Source organism: Nitratidesulfovibrio sp. 1201_IL3209 (genome assembly GCF_036763125.1).
Taxonomy (GTDB): Bacteria; Desulfobacterota; Desulfovibrionia; order Desulfovibrionales; family Desulfovibrionaceae; genus Cupidesulfovibrio.
Genome location: NZ_JBAIYT010000019.1, coordinates 20,138 through 39,344, shown reverse-complemented (window position 1 = coordinate 39,344; position 19,207 = coordinate 20,138). Strand labels below are relative to the sequence as shown.

16 protein-coding genes are annotated in these 19,207 nt (G+C 70.8%); 10 read left to right on the top strand and 6 right to left on the bottom strand.

Going from position 1 to position 19,207, the window contains the following annotated elements; all coding sequences use genetic code 11:
- Positions 1 to 135: 135 nt before the first annotated feature.
- From V6B97_RS10355 to V6B97_RS10330, 6 genes are all read left to right on the top strand, one after another.
- Positions 136 to 765, top strand: coding sequence for an Hsp20/alpha crystallin family protein (locus V6B97_RS10355; RefSeq protein ID WP_333506429.1), 630 nt, complete (start codon positions 136 to 138; stop codon positions 763 to 765).
- Positions 766 to 1,146: 381 nt separating this feature from the next.
- Positions 1,147 to 2,340: an anaerobic nitric oxide reductase flavorubredoxin gene (locus V6B97_RS10350; protein ID WP_333506428.1), complete on the top strand. Its 1,194-nt coding sequence runs from the start codon at positions 1,147 to 1,149 to the stop codon at positions 2,338 to 2,340.
- Between the two features lie 410 nt (positions 2,341 to 2,750).
- Positions 2,751 to 3,704: a methyltransferase domain-containing protein gene (locus V6B97_RS10345; RefSeq protein ID WP_333506427.1), complete on the top strand. Its 954-nt coding sequence runs from the start codon at positions 2,751 to 2,753 to the stop codon at positions 3,702 to 3,704.
- A 209-nt stretch (positions 3,705 to 3,913) separates the two neighbouring features.
- A complete protein-coding gene (locus tag V6B97_RS10340; protein WP_333506426.1) occupies positions 3,914 to 4,279 on the top strand; it encodes a tRNA-binding protein in 366 nt (121 codons plus the stop codon).
- Positions 4,280 to 4,456: 177 nt separating this feature from the next.
- On the top strand, positions 4,457 to 6,427 hold the full coding sequence (locus V6B97_RS10335) for a hydantoinase/oxoprolinase N-terminal domain-containing protein (protein ID WP_333506457.1): 1,971 nt from the start codon (positions 4,457 to 4,459) through the stop codon (positions 6,425 to 6,427).
- 222 nt (positions 6,428 to 6,649) lie between these two features.
- The gene (locus tag V6B97_RS10330; protein WP_333506425.1) at positions 6,650 to 7,069 is read left to right on the top strand and encodes a hypothetical protein; all 420 of its coding nucleotides are present in this window, start codon (positions 6,650 to 6,652) and stop codon (positions 7,067 to 7,069) included.
- 182 nt (positions 7,070 to 7,251) lie between these two features.
- On the opposite strand, the gene V6B97_RS10325 is transcribed toward V6B97_RS10330, so the two are convergent.
- The 3 genes from V6B97_RS10325 to V6B97_RS10315 form a co-directional block, all read right to left on the bottom strand.
- Entirely contained in the window at positions 7,252 to 7,566 is a 315-nt protein-coding gene (locus V6B97_RS10325; protein WP_333506424.1) for a hypothetical protein, read from the bottom strand.
- A gap of 487 nt (positions 7,567 to 8,053) precedes the next feature.
- A complete protein-coding gene (locus V6B97_RS10320; protein WP_333506423.1) occupies positions 8,054 to 9,568 on the bottom strand; it encodes a hypothetical protein in 1,515 nt (504 codons plus the stop codon).
- Positions 9,569 to 10,008: 440 nt separating this feature from the next.
- Complete coding sequence (locus V6B97_RS10315) at positions 10,009 to 11,553, bottom strand: aminotransferase-like domain-containing protein (protein WP_333506422.1); 1,545 nt, start codon at positions 11,551 to 11,553, stop codon at positions 10,009 to 10,011.
- A gap of 154 nt (positions 11,554 to 11,707) precedes the next feature.
- On the opposite strand from V6B97_RS10315, the gene V6B97_RS10310 reads away from it, so the two are divergent.
- The 3 genes from V6B97_RS10310 to V6B97_RS10300 all read left to right on the top strand — a co-directional run bounded on the left by V6B97_RS10310 (position 11,708) and on the right by V6B97_RS10300 (position 14,196).
- Positions 11,708 to 12,667, top strand: coding sequence for an AzlC family ABC transporter permease (locus V6B97_RS10310; protein ID WP_333506421.1), 960 nt, complete (start codon positions 11,708 to 11,710; stop codon positions 12,665 to 12,667).
- Between the two features lie 22 nt (positions 12,668 to 12,689).
- Positions 12,690 to 13,016, top strand: coding sequence for an AzlD domain-containing protein (locus tag V6B97_RS10305; protein ID WP_333506420.1), 327 nt, complete (start codon positions 12,690 to 12,692; stop codon positions 13,014 to 13,016).
- Between the two features lie 370 nt (positions 13,017 to 13,386).
- Complete coding sequence (locus V6B97_RS10300; protein ID WP_333506419.1) at positions 13,387 to 14,196, top strand: DsbA family protein; 810 nt, start codon at positions 13,387 to 13,389, stop codon at positions 14,194 to 14,196.
- 148 nt (positions 14,197 to 14,344) lie between these two features.
- On the opposite strand, the gene V6B97_RS10295 is transcribed toward V6B97_RS10300, so the two are convergent.
- The 3 genes from V6B97_RS10295 to V6B97_RS10285 form a co-directional block, all read right to left on the bottom strand.
- Complete coding sequence (locus V6B97_RS10295) at positions 14,345 to 14,503, bottom strand: hypothetical protein (RefSeq protein ID WP_333506418.1); 159 nt, start codon at positions 14,501 to 14,503, stop codon at positions 14,345 to 14,347.
- 1,177 nt (positions 14,504 to 15,680) lie between these two features.
- Entirely contained in the window at positions 15,681 to 16,103 is a 423-nt protein-coding gene (locus V6B97_RS10290) for a DUF523 domain-containing protein (protein WP_333506417.1), read from the bottom strand.
- Between the two features lie 318 nt (positions 16,104 to 16,421).
- The gene (locus tag V6B97_RS10285) at positions 16,422 to 18,395 is read right to left on the bottom strand and encodes a lysophospholipid acyltransferase family protein (protein ID WP_333506416.1); all 1,974 of its coding nucleotides are present in this window, start codon (positions 18,393 to 18,395) and stop codon (positions 16,422 to 16,424) included.
- 428 nt (positions 18,396 to 18,823) lie between these two features.
- Between V6B97_RS10285 and V6B97_RS10280 the strand changes: the two genes are divergently transcribed.
- Positions 18,824 to 19,195, top strand: a complete 372-nt coding sequence (locus V6B97_RS10280; protein ID WP_333506415.1) for a TraR/DksA family transcriptional regulator — start codon at positions 18,824 to 18,826, stop codon at positions 19,193 to 19,195.
- Positions 19,196 to 19,207: the final 12 nt, after the last annotated feature.

The window sequence follows — 19,207 nt, the reverse complement described above, 5'->3', positions numbered from 1 at the left end:
GCCCGGCAGACCGTTGTTCACGGAGCCTCGCGCACGGCGGCCCGGCCATCCGGGGTCGAGCCATCCGGGATCGAGCCATTGGGAGCCCGGCCGCGCGGCGCATGTCCCGCCGGTGAAGACAACGGAGGAACCGCCATGAAACTGGACGCACTGCACCCCCGGAACTGGTTCCGCAGGGGTGCCGAACGTGAAGACGCCGGTTCCGGCCGGCATGATGACAGCCGCCGTGCGGCCCCCATTCCCTACGACGTGGAATGCGCCGACGAACGGGAAAAGGTCCGCAGGCTCATGGAACTGGCGGGGGCGGAAGAACTGCTGTACACGGCCATGCCCCTGCAGTCCGCCGAGTGCGGCTTTGAAGGCACCCGCCGCCTTGCGGTGGACATCGCGGTGGAGGACGACGCCTACGTCGTCGTGGCCGACGTGCCCGGCCTTGTCCGCGCCTCGGACGGCAACGGCCATGGCGCCGCCATCGATGACCCCGACAGCAACGTGGGGGTGGACGTTCACGTGGACGGCAGGCGGCTGTTCATCACCGGCCGCATGCACTCCTCGCCGCAGGACAAGGGCCGGGGCTGGCACCGCATGGAGCGCAAGTCCGGCACCTTCAGGCGCATTCTGGTGCTGCCGGACGATGCGGTGGCCGAAGGCGTGTCCACGTCCCTCAAGGATGGCGTGCTGACCGTGAGCATTCCCCGCGCCTCGTCCGAAGAGTGCGTGTGGGTGCCCGGCGAGGATACGCCGCGCGCGGGCTGCCACGCCTGACCGGAACCGCGCACCGTCCGCCGGGCCGCACTGGCAGGCCCGGCGGGCACATCCCCCCACCCACCCCGCGCTCGCGGAATCCCGTGCGGCAGCCCATGGCGACCGGCGGCCGGGGTTCCGTCCAACGCACCGGAGCATCGGGGCGCCGGGGACACTCGCCACGCCCGACGGCGGAGGGGCCATCCCCTCCGCCGTTTTCCGTGTCGCCTCCCGGCCGGGGGCGCCCGCCCCGCCCCCCTTGCCCGCCGGGCCATCCCGGCCCGGTTGACACCTGCCGCGTATCCTGCCAGCCTGACACCATCGGCAATCCCCTTTTTCACCCTTCCGCGTCACGCGGCGCTGCCGGAAGGGTGCGCCACGCGCGCCGCACGGAGGCAGGCCATGCAACTGACCGACCGCGTCCACTGGGTGGGCAAGATCGACTGGGAACTGCGCACGTTCCACGGGCAGGAATATTCCACCCACAAGGGCTCCAGCTACAACGCCTATCTGGTGCGCGACCCCGGCGGCCGCACCGCGCTCATCGAGACGGTGTGGGGTCCGTACGCCCGCGAATTCGTGGCCAACCTCGCGCGGGTGGTGGACCTTTCGTCCATCGACTACGTCATCGCCAACCACGGCGAGCCGGACCACAGCGGTTCGCTGCCGGAACTGATGCGCCACATCCCCAAGGTGCCGGTGTACTGCTCGGCCAACGGGGTGAAGTCGCTGAAGGGCCAGTACCACGCGGACTGGGACTTCCGGGTGATGCGCACCGGCGACAAACTGTCGCTGGGCAGTTGCGAGCTGGTGTTCGTGGAAATGCCCATGCTCCACTGGCCCGATTCCATGATGTGCTACCTGACCGGCGAGAACGTGCTGTTCAGCAACGACGCCTTCGGCCAGCACTACGCCTCGGAACTGATGTTCGCGGACCTGGTGGACGAATGCGAACTGTGGGCCGAGGCCATCAAGTACTACGCCAACATCCTTACCCCGTTCAGCCCGCTGGTGACGAAAAAGATCGACGAAGTGCTGGCCCTGGGCCTGGCTGTGGACATGATCTGCCCCAGCCACGGGGTGATCTGGCGCAAGGACCCGTTGCAGATCGTGCGGCGCTACCAGGAATGGGCGGCCAACTACGCCGAGCACCAACTGAGCGTGGTGTACGACACCATGTGGAACTCCACCCGGCGCATGGCCGAGGCCATCGCCGCCGGGGCCGCGCAGGCGGACCCGACGCTGACGGTGAAGCTGTTCAACTCCGGCCTGGTGGACAAGAACGACATCATCACCCAGATCTTCCGGTCCAAGGTGCTGGCCGTGGGCTCGCCCACGGTGAACCGGGGCGTCCTGACCTCGGTGGCGGGCCTGCTGGAAGAGGTGGAAGGGCTGAAGTTCCGGGGCAAGAAGGCCGCCGCCTTCGGCTCGTACGGCTGGAGCGGCGAATCGCCCAAGGTGCTGGCCGAACGGCTGGCCAAGTGCGGCTTCTCGCAGGTGGGCGACCCGGCCCGCGAGGCGTGGAACCCCGACGACGAAGGGCTGGAGCGCTGCCGCGCCTTGGGCCGCCAGTTGGCGGAGGCTGCCGGGGAATAGCCGGATGCCCACTGCCGGATGCCGCACTGCCGGATGCACAACGCCACGGGGCGCGGGAAAAAAAAGCCCCGCGCCCCGCTTTTGCGACGGGCGGCGCGGCGGCGAACCTGCCCCGCCGCGCTGGCCGCGCTCGCCGCTCTCCCCGCTCCCGCCCCTCTCATTGACGGCACGCCGCGCCGCCCCCTATGACAGCCACGGGCAGCACGCCTGCCCGTGTCACTCCGGGGCGCGGGCAGCCGCATCCGTCGCGCGCCGCGCGCACCACCCAAACCGGCCCGCGCCGACATCGCAACCTCCACGAGGAATCCATGCACCGCCGCACGCCGCCCTTCGCGGGCGATTCCTGCGCCGCCGGGGCCTGAGCGCCACCGCAGGCCCCGGGCGGGTCCGCCGCGCCATCCCCCGCCGCCATGTTTCCGTCCGGGCGTGCCGCCGCCGGGCACGCTCCCGCCGGACACGCTCCTGCCGGGCAGGCTCCCGCCGGACTCGGCCCGGCGGAACGGGCGCTCGTCGCCCGCGCCGTGCGCGACCGCTTCATCGCCGTGGCCCAAGGGCCGGAGGGCAAGTTCCGCTACCCGGTGGGCGATGCCGGGCTGGCCGGGCTGGGCTATGACGAAGCGCTTACCAGCCGCCTGCCCGCCGGGGTGCGCGCGCATTTCTGCGGGGTGGGCAACCCCTTTGCGGCCGTGGACGCCTGCGTGTGGCCGCCGGTATGCTTCCTGCCGGAACCGGACCATGCGGAGCAGGTGTCCGCCTCGGGCAGCGGCGTGCCGGGCGACATGTTCAACGACATGCCGGATGCGGAACTGGACGCCCCGGTGTGCTTTGGCGACCGCCTTGACGTCCGCTCTGACGACGGGCCCCCCGCCGCGCCGCATGGCGGCACCCCGGACACCGCCCCCCGCGACCGCTGCCTGCCGCCGGAACTGGCCGCCTGCCCGGTGCGCCCCGGCGATGCCGTGCTGGACGTGGGCTGCGGCGCGGGGGTGGACACCCTGTGCGCCGCCCTGCTGGCCGGACCCGGCGGCGCGGTGACCGGGGCCGACGCCAGCCCGCACATGCTGGACCGCGCCCGCGCCAATCTTGCCGCCATGGACGACGCGGCGGCTCCCGCGGCCCGCGCCCCGGAACAGTCCGCCCCCATACGCTTCGTGGAGACCGGGGCGGAACGCCTGCCCTTCGCCTCCGGCAGCTTCGACGTGGTCATTTCCAACGGGGTGTTCAGTTTGGTGGTGGACAAGCCCGCCGCATTGCGCGAAATCCACAGGGTGCTGCGGCCCGGCGGCCGCCTGCGCCTGGCCGACCAGATACTGGACGGCCCCGCCCCGCAAGGCGCGGACGTGGTGTCCACCTGGTTCCGCTGACAGGGCGGCGCGGTACCGGGAACGGTGTTCCTGGCCATGCTCCGCGAGGCGGGATTCCACGACGCGGCCTGCATCGGCCGCACCGGCCACCGCAGTTCGTCCGTCACCGAAGGCGCGCTGTTCGCCGCCACCAGACCGGAATAAACAGCCCGGCCCGCGCCGTTGCGCGCCTCTCCGGGCACACCACTGCATCACGGGAGCAACGCACCATGAGCACCCCCGCCGCCGCATCCGGCCTGCCCGCCATCACCTGGGACGACTTCGAGAAGGTGGAACTGCGCACCGGCACCATCGTGCAGGTGGAGGAATTTCCCGAAGCCCGCAGCCCCGCGTGGAAGGTGTGGGCCGACTTCGGGCCGGGCATCGGCGTGCTGAAGTCCAGCGCGCGCATCACCCACCTGTACGGCGCGGGCGACCTGCTGGGCCGCCAGATCGTGGGGGTGGTGAACTTTCCGCCCCGGCAGATCGGGCCGTTCCGCTCGGAATTCCTGGTCACCGGCTTCGCGCAGGCAGACGGCAGCGTCGTGCTGGCCGTGCCGGAGCGGCCCGTGGCCAACGGCCTGAAACTGGCCTAGTTCCGACTGGCCTGGACCCGACTGGCCTAGACCCGGTGGACGCCCGGCCCCATCCATCTGTATTCCAAGGTTTTTTCCGTGACCAGCCAATCCCGCATCCCCGCCGCCACGGCCGCCGACGCCCAACCAGCCCGCCCCGACCAACCTGACCGGCCCGTTCGGCCCGTCCGCTACGTCATGGGCGTGGACACCGGCGGCACCTGCACCGACGCCGTGCTGGTGGACGCCGCCACCCGCCGGGTGGTGGCGTCGGCCAAACGGCCCACCACCCACCACGACCTGGGCCGGGGCATGGCCGGGGCCATGGCCGCCGCGCTGGCCGCGTCCGGCCTGCCCGCCGGGGCCGTGGACCTGGTCTCCGTGTCCACCACCCTGGCCACCAATGCCGTGGTGGAAGGGCAGGGGGCCGAGGTGGGGCTGTTCATCATCGGCTACGCCGGGCGCATCACCGTGCCCTGCGCGTCCATGGACGCCATCCCCGGCGGCCACAGGCTGGACGGCTCGGAAGAGGCGCCGCTGGCCCTCGACCGGCTGGTGGACTCCATCCGCCTGATGCGGGACCGGGTGGACGCCTACGCCGTGTGCGGCATGATGAGCTTCGTGAACCCGGCCCACGAACTGGTGGCCGAGCGGGCCATCTCCATGGTGGACCCCAAGCCGGTGTTCTGCTCGCACCTGGCCAGCTCGCGCGCGGGCATGAAGGAGCGCGCGGCCACGGCGGTGCTCAACGCCCGGCTGCTGCCGGTGATGCGCCGCTTTCTGGACGGGGTGCGCACCGCGCTGGACGGCCTTGGCATTGCCGCCCCCGTGCTGGTGGTGCGCGGCGACGCCACGGCCATGCCCATGGACGCGGCCCTGCGCAACGCATCGGCCACCGTGGCCAGCGGCCCGGCCGCCATGGCCGGATACGGCGCGGCATTTGCCGCCGGACGGCTGGCAGGAGAGGACGCCGGACGGCTGCCGGATGGTGACGAAGGCGCGAACCGGGGCGGGGAAACGCCGGGCGCGGCTGAGGATGCGGCACCAGACACGCCGCCCCCGCCGGACGCCCTCATCGTGGACGTGGGCGGCACCACCACCGACGTCACCCTGCTGCGCCGGGGCCGCCCGGTCATCCAGGCCGACGGCATGGTGGTGGGCGACTGGGAAACCCACGTGGAAGCCGTGGAAATGTTCACCGTGGGCGTGGGCGGCGACAGCCTGGTGCGGCCCGAGGCCGACGGCACGCTGTCCGTGGGGCCGCTGCGCGTGGTGCCGCTGTGCATGGCCGGTCCCCTGCCCGACCCGGCGGAATGGCTGCGGCCCGGCGGACGGGCGCGGTGCATCTGTCCCGTGCGCCGCGAGGGCGTATGCGGCGGGCCGGACGGCACGGACAGCGGCGAACACGGCGCGCCACCCGCACAGGGCGCACCGGCCTCACCGTCCACACCGGCCCCACCGCCCTCACCATCTGGGGACGCCGCCGAACGCGCGGTGCTGGACCATCTGCAAGCCCATGGCCCCACCCCGGCGGGCGACCTGCTGCGCGCGCTGCGCCTGCCGGAAAGCACGCTGGAGCGGGCCGTGGACAGGCTGGTGCGCCAGCGCGCCGTGCAGGTGGCCGGGTTCACCCCCACCGACGCCCTGCACGTGCTGGGCCTGCTGGATCTTTCCGGACTGTCCGATCTGTCCGATCTGGCCGATCTGCCGACCGGGGCGGGCAACACCGCCGCCGCGCTGGCCGGGGCGCGGGCGCTGGCCGCCCTGCTGCCGCCCGGCGCACGGCCCAACACGCCACAGGACGCGGCCCGCGCCGTGCTGGCCGCCGCCAGTCGACGCATCGAGGACGCCGTGGTCCAGCACGTGGCCCGGCGCGAGGTGGGCGGCAACTTCGCGGCCTACCTGGCCCAGCGGCACCGGCATGCGTTGCTGCGGGTCAACGTGTCGCTGGGGGTGCCCATGGTGGGCATCGGCGCGGCGTCGCGCCATCTGCTGCCCGCCGTGGCGCAGGCGCTGTCCACCACGGTGACCTTTCCCGGCCGCTACGACGTGGGCAACGCCCTGGGCGCGGCCCTGCTGGCGCTGGGCGAAGGGGATGCCGCCGCCGGGGGCTGCCGCGCCAGTGCGGATGACGGCGCGAACAACGGCGGTACGGCGGAAACGGCGTAGTCGCGGCAACACGGGCGGCATCAGCCACCCGTCCCGCGCCATTCACCCACCGTCCGTACACCGTCATCTTGACGCGCACCGCCCTTTCGGCGCACCGTCACCGGGCCGGACGTGGAGCCGGGTCCGGTCACCGAACATGCGGCCCATCGGACGGCCATCCGGCACCACGTACGCAACCACCGTCACGCACCACCGCCGCCACGCGGCGCGCAAGGATACGCCATGCACAGCCACGATCCCTTCCAGCCCCCCAAAGCCGACGCCTGCGGCTGCGGCCACGACCATGACCACGACTGCCAGTGCGCCGCCGGGGCGCACCGCCCGGCCTGCTTCGACGCCGCGCTGGAAGTGGCCAGCGAGTGCGAGGACTGCCGCGTGGTGCACGCCTGGCTGCACCTGAACGGCAAATGGGTGCTGCACGCCTGGGGCGAAACCGACGAGGCCGTGTACGACCTGACCGAAACCCGCACCCCGCAGCCCCGCGCGGACTACTACGCCCGCAACGGCGTGACCGAGGAACGCCTGCGCCGCTACGGCCGGGTGGAGTTCTTCACCATCATGGCCGACACCGGCAGCTTCGGCCCCTTCGACGCCGCCTTCTTCTTCGCGCCCGAAAGCGACACCGACCCGCTGGCGCGGTAGCCCACGCCCCGGCCTCCCCACCACCCCATCCCCCGCAAACGCAACGGGCCGGAGGATCGCTCCTCCGGCCCGTTTGTCTGACTCCGCCTCACGTTTCCATCACCCGCGCCTCCGCCCATGCCCGATGCGGGGCAGCAGCCGATGCCCGTCCGCCGCCACCGCCCGCCCCCTGCATGCGCCGCTCACTGCGGACCGCCCTCCACCGCCGCCGGAATGTCACTGGCGTAGGGACGGGCGCAGCCCACGGCCAGCAGGTCCACGACGCGGTGGGGATCGGTATCCCGTACCAGCGCGACGACCCGGTACCGCTCGCAGGAAGGCATGGTGCGCCCCACGGGGGTATGCTCGAACCGCTCCAGTCCGTCGAGGAACTGGTCCTCCTCGTCCCCGACGACATCGAAATTCCCCGCGCTGCCGCCGGAGTAGACGCCCGTCATCTCCACCGTTACCAGACGGGCGCGCCGTACCAGTTCCACCTCGTGCAATTCCAAGGGCATGACCCCGCTGGCATCCTGCGGATCCCGGGTGCCTAGGCCCCGAATGCGACAAACATCACCATCGGCACACACCGCAGCAATGCGCCGCGCGGGTTCGGACCGTTGCATCATCACGGCCCAGGGCATCTGGTACCCCGAGGATTCCAAGAAGCAATATCCCGTCGGGTAGCTGTGCCATGCTCCCGTAACATCAATGGGAACGCGTTCCGTGGCGGCTATGCGCCGCACCCTGTCAATGCGAAGAAACACCGGTCCAAGCCGCTCTGCTGTTTCCACAACCCCATCTATGCCGCACGTATCCCCCATAGAGCACACCTGAAAAACCTTCTCGAAAGTTCTTCCATACTTATCCGACAGGCCTGTGCTCGTTCCATCATGATAGATTGAATATACACCCACGACACCTTCCAAAGACACCTGTTCTGCATGTGCCGTATTAAGGCAGGCGGGCACTGTCACCCACAGTACCAGTGCGATAAACATCAGCCTAATTCTCATCACCCTCACTCTCCACTTTTCCACCTTCGATAGCTCTGTGCAGATTTATCAAATTACCATTAAATTCATTGTCGACACGATCGCGCACTTCCTTGTCTCCATCGTACCCCATCTTGAACGCCTTCCCCAATGCATCCAACTGCTCCTCCACACCCATGTTCCGCAACGTGTCGCTATCTGGGAGATGTTTCGCCACGTTTCTTGAAAATGCGTTCCCGCCCCGCAGAACTCCCATGGAAAAAGCCGCGCCTTGAATGGCTTCCGAACCCGTATCAAGGCCAGCCTTTTCAAAGGCTTTCAGTGTCGGCTCATAATGCGTTCTCTGGATATACGCCTCGTTGGCGGCGGACAACGCGTCGGGATGCTCACGGGCCATTTCCGGCCATGCAGCGGCAATGGCCTTGGGGTCGTCTTGCAGCGCCCGGTACTTTTCCGGCAGATTCGCCGCTTCGGGACTCTTCATGAAATCCTTCAGCGTACCCCCGGTCAACTGGTACGACCCGCAGGACCCTGATTTGGAAACGGTTTCCAGCCCCTTGCCCGTGGTCTCGTGCAGCTTGGTGATGTCGCCGGGCTTGTCGTAGTAGTCCAGTATCTTGTCCGGCCGCAGGATGTTCCGCTTCGGGTCGGCAAAATCCTCCAGCGGCGGCGTGCGGCGGCCCATTACAGCCTTGCCTCCTCCTGCGCCGCCCCCCGCGTCCGTGACGCTGCCATTGCGCTGGGCGCTGCCGTTGCGGTTGGCCGCCATCAGAGTGCCCGCGAAAGGATCGTCCTGCGTTTCCCGCGCCGGAGCCGCGCCGCCGCGCAGCGCCAGGTCGTCGTCGCTCGTCGCATCCGTTGCGTCGGGCCATTGGCGCAGCATCGCGCCGACGCGGGGCGAACGCTCCTGTCCGGCGGAAGGCTTCAGTCGTTGCCAGGGATGCACGTCCTGCGGAAAGGCCGTCTCCATGGCGCGCTCCCACCAGCGCGTGCCCGGCGCGCCGTTCCGCTCGGAGGTGGAGCCGCTTCCGGCGTTGTTCGAAAACAGCGCCAACTCGCCCCTGGTTTCGGCAGTGCCCGGCATGGTGCGCAATTCCCCCTTCACCTCGTCGGCCCTGAGGGCTCCCCTCCACTCGACGCCCTTCGGGGGCTGTCGTTCGGATCGTGGGGCGTTCCTGCCCTCGAAAATGTCGCGCATGCGCTCTTCCTGCAGCATGTCGTAGCCCCGGTCGCGGGGCTGCCGGAACACGGCATAGTCTTGCAGATCACGCACGCCGGTGTCGTCGAACATGGTGCGCTGGAAGCGTTGCCGCCAGTCCTTGTCCTCGTCGTCGGGCAACGGATCCTGTTCGTCGCGGCCGAAGGCGTCGATGGTGCGGATGCCCTGCACCAGTTCGCCATACCAGTCCTGCATGGTGCGCGCCGAGCGGGCGCGGCCCACCACGCCTTCCAGCGAACCCGCCAGCTTGCGGCGGCGGGGGTCGTCAGCGTTCTTCAGGCCGGACGAGAACAAGCCGTAGTTCATACGTGCCTCCGTGTATAGATGGATGCGCTGCTTCGGACGCCATGCGGCGTGCCCATGTGGTGCAGGCAAGGCGGCGAGGCGGGTTGCAGGGCGCCCCGCCGCCAGGGAGATGCGCGCCCCGATGGCGCGGAGCCACGCTACCCCATGCCTTGCGGATGAATACGACCGCAGGGGGGGTGGAAGGGGGTTGCCGGGCGGTCCCAAGGGTACGCGGCCATGACGCGAAAAACCGGAGAACCTCCGGGAACACGACAATGCCGCCCGGACGCCGATTCCGGCCTTTGCGCTGCACCACTGCACCGCCCCCCCCTCGGCCCACCGGTCCTCCGCTCTCGATGCAAACGCCACGGGCCGGAGAATCGCTCCTCCGGCCCGTGGCATACCTGGCACCTTCTCCCGCTGCCCCCTGTTGTGTTCCTGTCGCGTTCCTGTCGCGTCCTTTACCGCGCCCCCGCCCCCGCGCGGCACTCCCCGGCCAGCCGCCCCAGGGTGCGCAGCCCTTCGGCCATGCGTTCGTTCCACAGGCCGTTGCAGCCAAGGCGCAGGTAGTTGGCGAACTTTTCCTGCGTGCTGAACACGGCCCCCGGCGCCACGGATATGCCCGCCTGCCGCGCGCGGAAGAATAGTTCCACGCCGTCGGTGCCGGGCGGCAGTTCCACCCACAGCACGCCTCCGCCTTCGGGCCGGGTCACGCCGGTGCCGGGCGGAAAGCAGTCCGCAAGGTGCATGCGCATGGCCTGCATCTGGCGCGAAAAGGCGGTGCGCAGGCGGCGCAGTTGCCGCTCCAGCAGGCCCTGGCGCAGGTATTCGGCCATGGCGAACTGGGGCAGGGTGGCCCCGCAGACGTTGGTGGTGGCCTTTATCTCCCGCGCGCGTTCTCCGATGCGCCCGGTGACCATCCAGCCCATGCGGAAGCCCGGCGCCACGGTCTTGGAGAACGACGAGCACAGCGTGACCAGCCCGTGCGCGTCCCATTGCAGGAAGGTGGACGGCCGCGACGGGCCGTAGTGCAGGTCCGTGGACACGTCGTCTTCTATGAGATGGATGCCCCGCCCGGCCAGCATGTCCAGGATTTCGCGCTTGGCGTCGTCGGGGGTCAGGCTGCCGTCGGGGTTGTTGAAGTTGGGCGAAAAGGCGCACGCCGCCACCCGGTGCCGGTCCAGGATGTGCCGCACGTCGCGCGGGTCCACGCCCGCCTCCGGGGTGCTGGGCACCTCGATGGCCCGCAGCCCCAGCGATTCGATGAGTTGCAGGAAGCAGTAGTAGGTGGGCGACTGGATCATCACGATGTCGCCGGGCCGGGTCAGGCAGCGCAGGGCGATGTACAGCGCCTCCACCGCGCCGTTGGTGACCAGGATGTCGTCCGGCCCCGCGCCCACGCCGCATTCGCGGTGCCGCCAGGCGATCTGGCGGCGCAGTTCGATGTCGCCGGGAATGGTGGCGTAGGCGGCGGCCTCGCCCGCGCGCGAGCGCATCACCTCGGACAGGATGCGCCCCAGCGCCCGGCCCGGCAGCAGCGATTCGTCCGGGCACAGCACCCCGAAGGGGACCAGGTCGCGGTTGCCCACGGCTTCGAGCACGGTGGAGATGAGCCGGGCGCGGTTCACCTCGCGCGGGCCGGTGGGCGGCTCTGGGCGGGCCTGCGGCACGGGCAGCCCGCGCATGCCCCGGCGCACGAAATAGCCGGAGCGGGGCCGCGCCTCGATGATGCCCTTGCGCTCCAGTTCCAGATAGGCGTGGCCCACGGTGGCGATGGACAACCCCATGGAGGTGGCCAGCCCGCGCAGGGACGGCAGCCGATCGCCGGGGCGGAACCGGCCGGACTGGATCATGTCCGCCACGTGGCGCTCCACCCGGTGGTAGTGGAAGGCGGCGGTGTCGCCGTGGGGCGGGCCGCCGGGGGGGGCGGGCGCGTCGAAACCGGCGTCCGGATCGACGTCCGTATCGGCGTCGCGGGCCGTGGCGGCAAACGGGCGGGCGGGCATGGGGCCTCCTCGCGGGTGCGGCGGGCGTGGGGAATGCAGTTGGGCTACTCTGGCCAAGCCTGCGGCCACGCCATCTGTTATGCTTGTTTTTCAGTTTGACTGTATCTGTTCAGGTGACAGATTTCATGGTCATGTGCAACCCGGAGGTTGCACCATGGATACCGATTCGTCGCCCGGCATGGACCATCGGACCCCGCCGCGCCAGTCCGGGCAGCACCAGTACGGGCCACACCAGCCCGGGCCGCATCCCGGCACGGCCGCCGCGCCCGCGCCCCGCTTGGCCGCCGTGCTGTCCGGCATGCGCCAGGCCCTGCCCATCGTGCTCGGCTACGTGCCGGTGGCCTTCGCCTTCGGGGTGCTGGCCCGCAAGACCGGCATTCCCGCATCGGGCGCGGTGTGCATGTCGCTGATGGTCTTCGCCGGGTCGGCCCAGCTCATCACGGTCAGCCTGCTGGCGGGCGGGGCATCCCCGGCCACGGTGGTGCTGACCACCTTCGTGGTCAACCTGCGCCACCTGCTCATGTCCGCCGCGCTGGCCCCGGCCCTGCGCCGCTGGCCGCGCGCGCTGCAATGGCTGTTCGCCTTCCAGCTCACGGACGAGACCTTCGCCCTGCACGTAAGCCGCCTGCCCTCGGCCCCCGGCGATGCGCGGCCAGAGCCCCCCCGCGCCGAAACCCTGGCCCTGAACATGACCGCGCAAGCCTCGTGGGTTCTGGGCACCGTCATCGGCGTGTTCGGCAGCGAGCTGGTGGCCGACGTGCGCCCCCTGGGCCTGGACTACGCCCTGCCCGCCATGTTCATCGCCCTGCTGCTGCCGTACTGTCGCAAGGCGAGGCGCTTCGCGCTGGCCGCCGTGCTGGCCGGGGCGCTGTCCGTGCTGCTGGCCCTGGCCGGGGCCGGGCAGTGGAACGTGATCATCGCCACGGTGTGCTCGGCCACCCTGTGCACCCTGCTGCCCGTGCGGGCCCAGGCGGCACGGTGCGCGGCGGACTCCGGGGCCGCCCACGGCGCGGCAGATGACGGCGACGGCCGGGAACCGGACGGAACGGATGACCTGAACGGGCTGAACGGGCTGGCGGAACCGGCCGGGCCGGGCCGCGCCCCCACCCTGTAGCCGCGCCGCGAGGAAACCGGACATGACCACCACCTTCTTCCTGATGCTGTGCGGCATGCTTGCCGTCACCTACATCCCCCGCGCCGTGCCCCTGCAACTGCTGTCGCAGCGCGAACTGAACCCCGTCATCACCCGCTGGCTGTCCTTCGTGCCCCCGGCGGTGCTGGCCGCCCTGCTGGCCCCGGACCTGACCATGCAGGCGGGCGCGGTGCACATGGCCGCCGACAACCTGTACCTGCTGGCCGCCGTGCCCGCCACGCTGGTGGCGTGGCGCACGGGCAGCTTCTTCGGCACCATCGCCGTGGGCATGGCCGCCGTGGCCTGCGCCCGGCTGTTCGGCATGGGGTAGGGGCCAGTTGCCCTTTACCCCCTTCGCCTTTCCCCCCACACCCCGACGGTAGACCGGGCGTGCGGCGGCGGCGCGGACACCTCCTTGCCGCGCCGTCGCCGCCGCCCGACTTCATTTCCGGCCCGCCACCCCGTTCCGGCCAGTTCCGGCCAGCCCTCCGGCCCCGGCCCGCCCTCACCCCGTTCGCTCCCGGCCCGCGCACCCGCAACCGTCGGCAAGCGCCCGCGAACTTGCCCCCGCATGCGCGGGCGTGTAGAAGGGGCGGGTACCGTCGCGCGCCCGCTTCCGTCCGGTTTCCGGCCCTTTCCGGACGTGCCCTTTCCGGGCGCGCCTGCCCCGCCCACCATCCCCCCTTTCCGGGAGAAGACGCATGCTCCGCACCCTGTTCATCCCCCTGCTGCTGGCGCTGGCCCTTGCCGTGACCTCGATGGCGCCCGCACCCGCGCAGGCCGCTTCCGCTTCCAACGAAGAGTTGAAGGCCGCCCTGCGCGACCTGCTGCGCGAAAATCCCGACCTGATCCTGCAAGTGCTGCGCGACAACAGCGAAACCGTGCTGGAAATCGCCCAGCAGGGCTCCAACGTGCGCCGCAAGAAGGCGCTCCTCGCCCAGTGGCAGACGGACCTGACCCAGCCCAAGAAGGCCAACCTGGAAGGCCGCCCCATGCGCGGCCCGGCCAACGCGCCGGTGACCATCGTGGCCTACTCCGACTTCACCTGTCCCTACTGCCAGCAGGCGGCGGGCACCGTGGAACTGCTGCTGGCCAACTACAAGGACAAGGTGCGCTACGTCTTCAAGCACATGCCGCTGGACAGCCACGACAACGCCCGGCTGGCCTCGGAGTACCACGTGGCCGCGGGCTTGCAGGACGGCAAGAAGGCCTGGGCGTTCTACGAAACCGTGTTCCGCGACCGCGAAAAGCTGGTGGCCGAGGGCGAACCCTTCCTCAAGAAGGCCGCCGCAGAGGCCGGACTGGACATGAAGCGCCTGGCCCAGGACATCAAGGGCAAGAAGGTCAAGGATTCCATAGAGGAAGACATGGCCGAGGCCCGCGCGCTGAACGTGCAGGGCACCCCGTACTTCCTGGTCAACGACCTGGTCATTCGCGGCTCGCTGCCGCTGGACCTGTTCTCCGACGCCGTGGACATGGCGCTGGAGGCGGCGGCCAAGGCCAAAAAGTAGATCACCCCGAGCACGACGCGACACGGGCCGCTCCGGCATTGCCGGGGCGGCCCGTTTGCATTGGCGCGGCGCTGGGCGCGGCCATGATGACCGAAAAAATGACCGGAAAAGACGACCGGAAAAACGGAAAGGAATGGAAGGGCGCGGGCTACTTCCTGCGGCGGCGTTCCAAGGTGATGCCCGCCAGGAACCCGCCGATCATGCCCATGCCGAAGGCGCGGGGAATGCTGTCGCTGAAGCCCAGCAGCGCCGCGAACACGCCGAGGGAACCGCCGATGAGGATGCCGCGAACGATGTAGCTGTCCATGCCTGTCCTTTTGCGTGGCTGAGGGATGCGGGTCCGGCAGGGGCCGGGGCCGTCTGGAGCCCGAAGGACCGGAGCGCGCTCCGGTGTCCGGAAGCACCCTGAATCCGGGCGGATGGTAGCCGCGGGAGGCGACGGGTGTCAACGCGGGCGGGCAGGGGCCGCGCCGGAAGGCACGTCTCCCCCCCCCTCGCGGCAGGCGCGCGCCGCCGAAACAGAAACCCGGCCGCTGGGGCCGGGTTTCCGCAAGGGGGGTCGGTCTGTCGGGCAAAGAGGAGTCCGGAGAGGGCCGGGAAAGGCCGGGGTCCAAGGAAGGCGGAGGAGGGAGGGGCGGCGGGTGGGCTGTCCCGCCGCCCCTGCGGTCACTGCATCAACGAAGGAGGAGTTTGGGCTGGTCGCTGTCTCATGTGCTTTGGGCACTATCTTGTCGTCGCCGTGGCGGCCGCTGGTCGCTTCCGGGGGCTCCGAGCCCCCGGCTGGAGATACCGTGCGGACAGGAGGAGGTCGGTCCGGCACAGTGCGGGTGCTGTTCGGCAGGTTGCCGATGCGCCCGTATCGCTTCGGTCGTCCGGACCGTCGCCTTGGTCCGGCGGCCGTTGCCGCGAATTCGTTGCCCGTGCCCTTCTCCGCAAGGGGGAACCGGAGAGGGGCCAGGAGCGGCGGGAGAACGGGACGCCACACGTCCACCGTATCCGCGAAGAGCCTCGCGGAGTTCCCCTGCCGCTCGGAACGTGCCGGGCCGCACGTGGGTTGCCTTCGGGCGCTTCGTCCTGTTCCTTCCCCGTTCCCTTTCGGTGGTCCCTGCCACCGGCGCGTGCCGGGGGGAGGGGGGGGGGGGGGGGGGGGGGGGGGGCCGCCGCGCCGGGGGGGTCGCGGCGGCCAGGGGGATCAGGCCAGGGCTTGCACTCTGCGAAGGGCAGCGTTGTCATGCGCTGATGGGGAATAAGCACAGGGCGTGCCAAACATTGAAATACTGCTTTTTCAGCGTATTATATTTTTTCAGGAAAATGTGCAGACTTCTCTTGTGCAGTGATATGCACATAAATTTTGCACAAACAGGCTGCACGTGTGCAAAACGGATACACTCTGCCCGCCACGGCATGCACGGTGGGGCCCGCTCCTGCCGCCCCGCCTGCCCCCGCGACGGAACGCCGGGCCGAAAAGAAAACCGGACGCCCGGCTATTCGTCGCAGCGCACCGTGATGCCCGCCTTGCGCAGGGCGGCGGCGAACAGCCCGTCGCCGTCCACCAGGGTGCGGGAAAAGCTGCCGTCGTAAATACGCCCGCAGCCGCACGAGGGCGAACGCGCCTTCAGGATGGCCTCGGTGCAGCCCGCAAGCAGGGCCAGGCGCACCCCTTCCTCCGCCCCTTTGGCAAAGGCGTCTGTGGCGTCGGACAGGGCGCCGTCGTCCTCGCGGCACAGCACCTGGCCGTCGCGCAATTCGCACGGCGGGCGCGGCGTGGGCAGCCCGCCCAACTGTTCCGGACAGACCGGCAGGGCCAGCCCCTGCCGCACCAGTTCGATGATCCCCTCGCGGGGGTTGGCCTCTCCGTCGAAGCGGCAGGCCACGCCCGCCAGGCAGGCGCTGACCACGTAGATCATGGATGCCTCCGTTTCCGGCGGCCGCGCGGCCCCGCGCGTCAGCGCACGGGGAACACGGGCGGACACGGGTGCGGGCAGGACGGGCAGCGGCGCGGGAAGCGGCCCCCGCCGTGCGCGCAGGCGCATCATGCAACCCGTAGCGCAGCCCGCCACATAGCCCGCCGCGCGGCGCATGGAGCCCCCCATGTTCCGGCCCACGGACATGACGGCGCGCAGCGTCCTGCAGCCCGCGCCGCCGCTCTGCGGCATGCGCGGCATTCCGCCGGTATATGGCGGCAAGGGTACCCGCCTGGCGGCATCTGTCAACCGCGCGAGCACCTAAGCCTCCCCGGCCGACGCGGCGCGGCCCGCGCCCATGGCGGCGTCCTCTCCGGCGGCGCGGGGAGTCTGGGCGTAGTAGCGTTCCAGCCCGTCCGGGCCCATGAACCGTTGCAGCATGCGCGGCGGCGATTCCAGCAGGTCGATGATCAGGAAAGCGTCCAGCGAACCGAAGGCGCGGTCCACGTGGAAGGTGGCGATGCGCCCGCCCAGCTTCAGGTAGTGCTTGAACAGGATGGGGATGGTGCGGCCGCCCTCCATGTCGCGCACCAGGGCGCACAGCGCGTTCCAGTCCAGCCCGGCGGGTTCGATGCGGCGCAGGCAGCCGGGCTGGCGGATGGACGGGGCGGTGCGGCCGCGCACCAGCCGGGCCGTGGCGGCGCAGCCGTGATGGCGGGCCAGGTAGTCCATGATGGCGTTCAGCGAGTAGGGCGTGTAGTCCAGGCTCACGCTCACCGGGCCGAACAGGCGGCGCACGCCGGGACGCTTGAGGATGAACCGGCCGATGCCCTTCCACAGCAGCAGCAGGGGGGCGTAGTCGCGCTGATGGTCCGCCGCCACGAAGGCCCGGCCCAGTTCCAGCGCGGACGCGCCCGCGAAGAATTCCGGGCGGAACCGGAACAGGGTGGAGGAATACAGCCCGCGCTGGCCCTGCGCGGCCAGGATGGCGTCCACCTCGCCCAGGCGGTAGGCCCCGGCCAGGGCGCGGTCGCCCTGGTGCCACAGGACCAGGTGGCGGTAGGCGGCGTCGTAGGCGTCGAGGTCCAGCGGCGCGCCGCTGCCTTCGCCCACCGCGCGGAAGGTCGCCTCGCGCAGGCGGCCGATTTCGCGGACCAGTTCGGGCGAACGGTCCGCCGTGGTCTCCACGATGGTCCACGGCCCCTCGCGCAGCAGCACGTCGTCGGCCGGGATGGCCGCCAGTTCCGCCTCCAGCAGTTCCGGCGGCCGGGCGGCGGCGATGGGCCGCATGCGCCGCGCCGCCTGCCCGCCGGGGGCTCCGGACACGGCGCGTCCCGGCAGGGGCAGGGGCAAGGGCAGCACCCGGCGGGGCTTGGGCTTCAGGGCGTAGCAGCGCATGCGCAGGTAGGCGGTGCGCGCCTCGTCGTCGGGCAGTTCGTTCAGGGTGGCGGCGGCCACGGGCCGCCCCACGCTGAGGGTGACCGTGGTGTTGCGCTTGCGCAGGAGTTCCTTGGGCAGCATGGCCGTGCGCGCCACCGGGTGCACCAGGCCCATCAGGTTGAAGAGCATGGAATTGCGTCCGTGAAAATACAGCGGCAGGGCGTCGGCCCCGGTGCGGCGCACCAGCCGCCCCACGGTGGACTGCCATGCGGGGTCGGTGATTTCGCGCCGCGAGGGTTGCAGGTGCGACACCGTGCCCGAGGGAAACACCACCAGCGCGCCGCCCTCGGCCACGTGTCGGATGGCGTTGCGCAGGCCCGCCATGTTGCGGCGCTGCGCCCCGTCGCCGCCGAAGGGATCCACGGAAAAGATCAGGCCGCGCAGTTCCGGCACCGCCGCCAGCATGTAGTTGGCCAGAAAGCGCAGGTCGGGCCGCACGGGCAGCAGGGCCTTGGCCAGCACCAGCCCCTCCAGCGCGCCGAAGGGGTGATTTGCCGCCAGTATCAGGGGACCGGCGGCGGGCACGCCCTCGAAGCCCTCGCCCTCGGCCCGCACGGAAACGCCCAGCACGTCCAGCGCCAGCCGGGCGAAATCCAGCGGGGATTCGCCTTGGGGCAGGGCGCGATACAGCGAGTCGATGCGGCCCACGCCCAACAGGTGCAACAGCGGGATGCGCAACGGCGCGGGAATGCGCCGGGCGGCGGCGGGCACCAGCGAGCGGGCGCGCACGGGATGCGGCAGGGCCGGGACGGCGGGCGGCGCGGTGGCCGCCACCATGGCCGGGGCCGACGGCGTATCCAGTATATGCGGGGGCGGGATGGAATCGGCGGGGGTGCGGGGGCGGAGCCTGTCCATGCGTCCTCCTGGGGTGGCCGTTCCGGCCGGAGACGGGTGGCGCGGAGGGCCCCGGGCGCCGCCTGCATGTCGGCACGGCGACCGACTGACGGCGGGCGACCGGCGGGCCGCGTGGCGGGGGGTTTCCGTCCCGTGGCGGCCGCGTGCCTGTTCCGCGAAATGGAGTCCTGTTGCATGGATGGATAGGCGCGTCAGGTGGAGAAGCCATGACCGGCCGGTGAACATTGCGTGAAGGGCCGCCGGGCCAGGAGATGGGCGGCGCGCGTGTCACCCGATTGTCGGCGGCCCGTCGCCGCGCCGTCGCGCACCATTCCCGCCCGTGGGGCAGAAGGGGCAGTGTCCGGAAACCGGGGTCGATCCGCACGACAGGATGGCCCCGCAGCCCGCGCGGCCCGCCAGCCTGCGCCGCGCCACGGAAGGAACGCGCCATGACCGACCGCCATCACGCCGAAATCCGCCGCCGCCTCGAAGCCGAACTGACCCACCTGCGCCGCCAGCTGCTGGTGGAAGGCGGCGTGGAAGCCTGCGCCGACGAGAACGAATTCGCCTCGCGCATCAGCGAACTAGCCCTCAGCATGACCCTTCTGGACCGCGCCGGACGGCGCATCCGCGAAATCGAAGGCGTGCTGCGCGCCATGGACGCCCACGACTACGGCGTGTGCGACGCCTGCGGCGACGACATCCCCCTGCCCCGGCTGCTGGCCCGCCCCACCACCCGGCTGTGCGTGCACTGCCAGGCCGAGCTGGAAGCCCGGGCGGGCCGTCCCGCCGAGGCCGTGGAGCGCATCGAGGCCCGTTAGCCCCGGCCATTC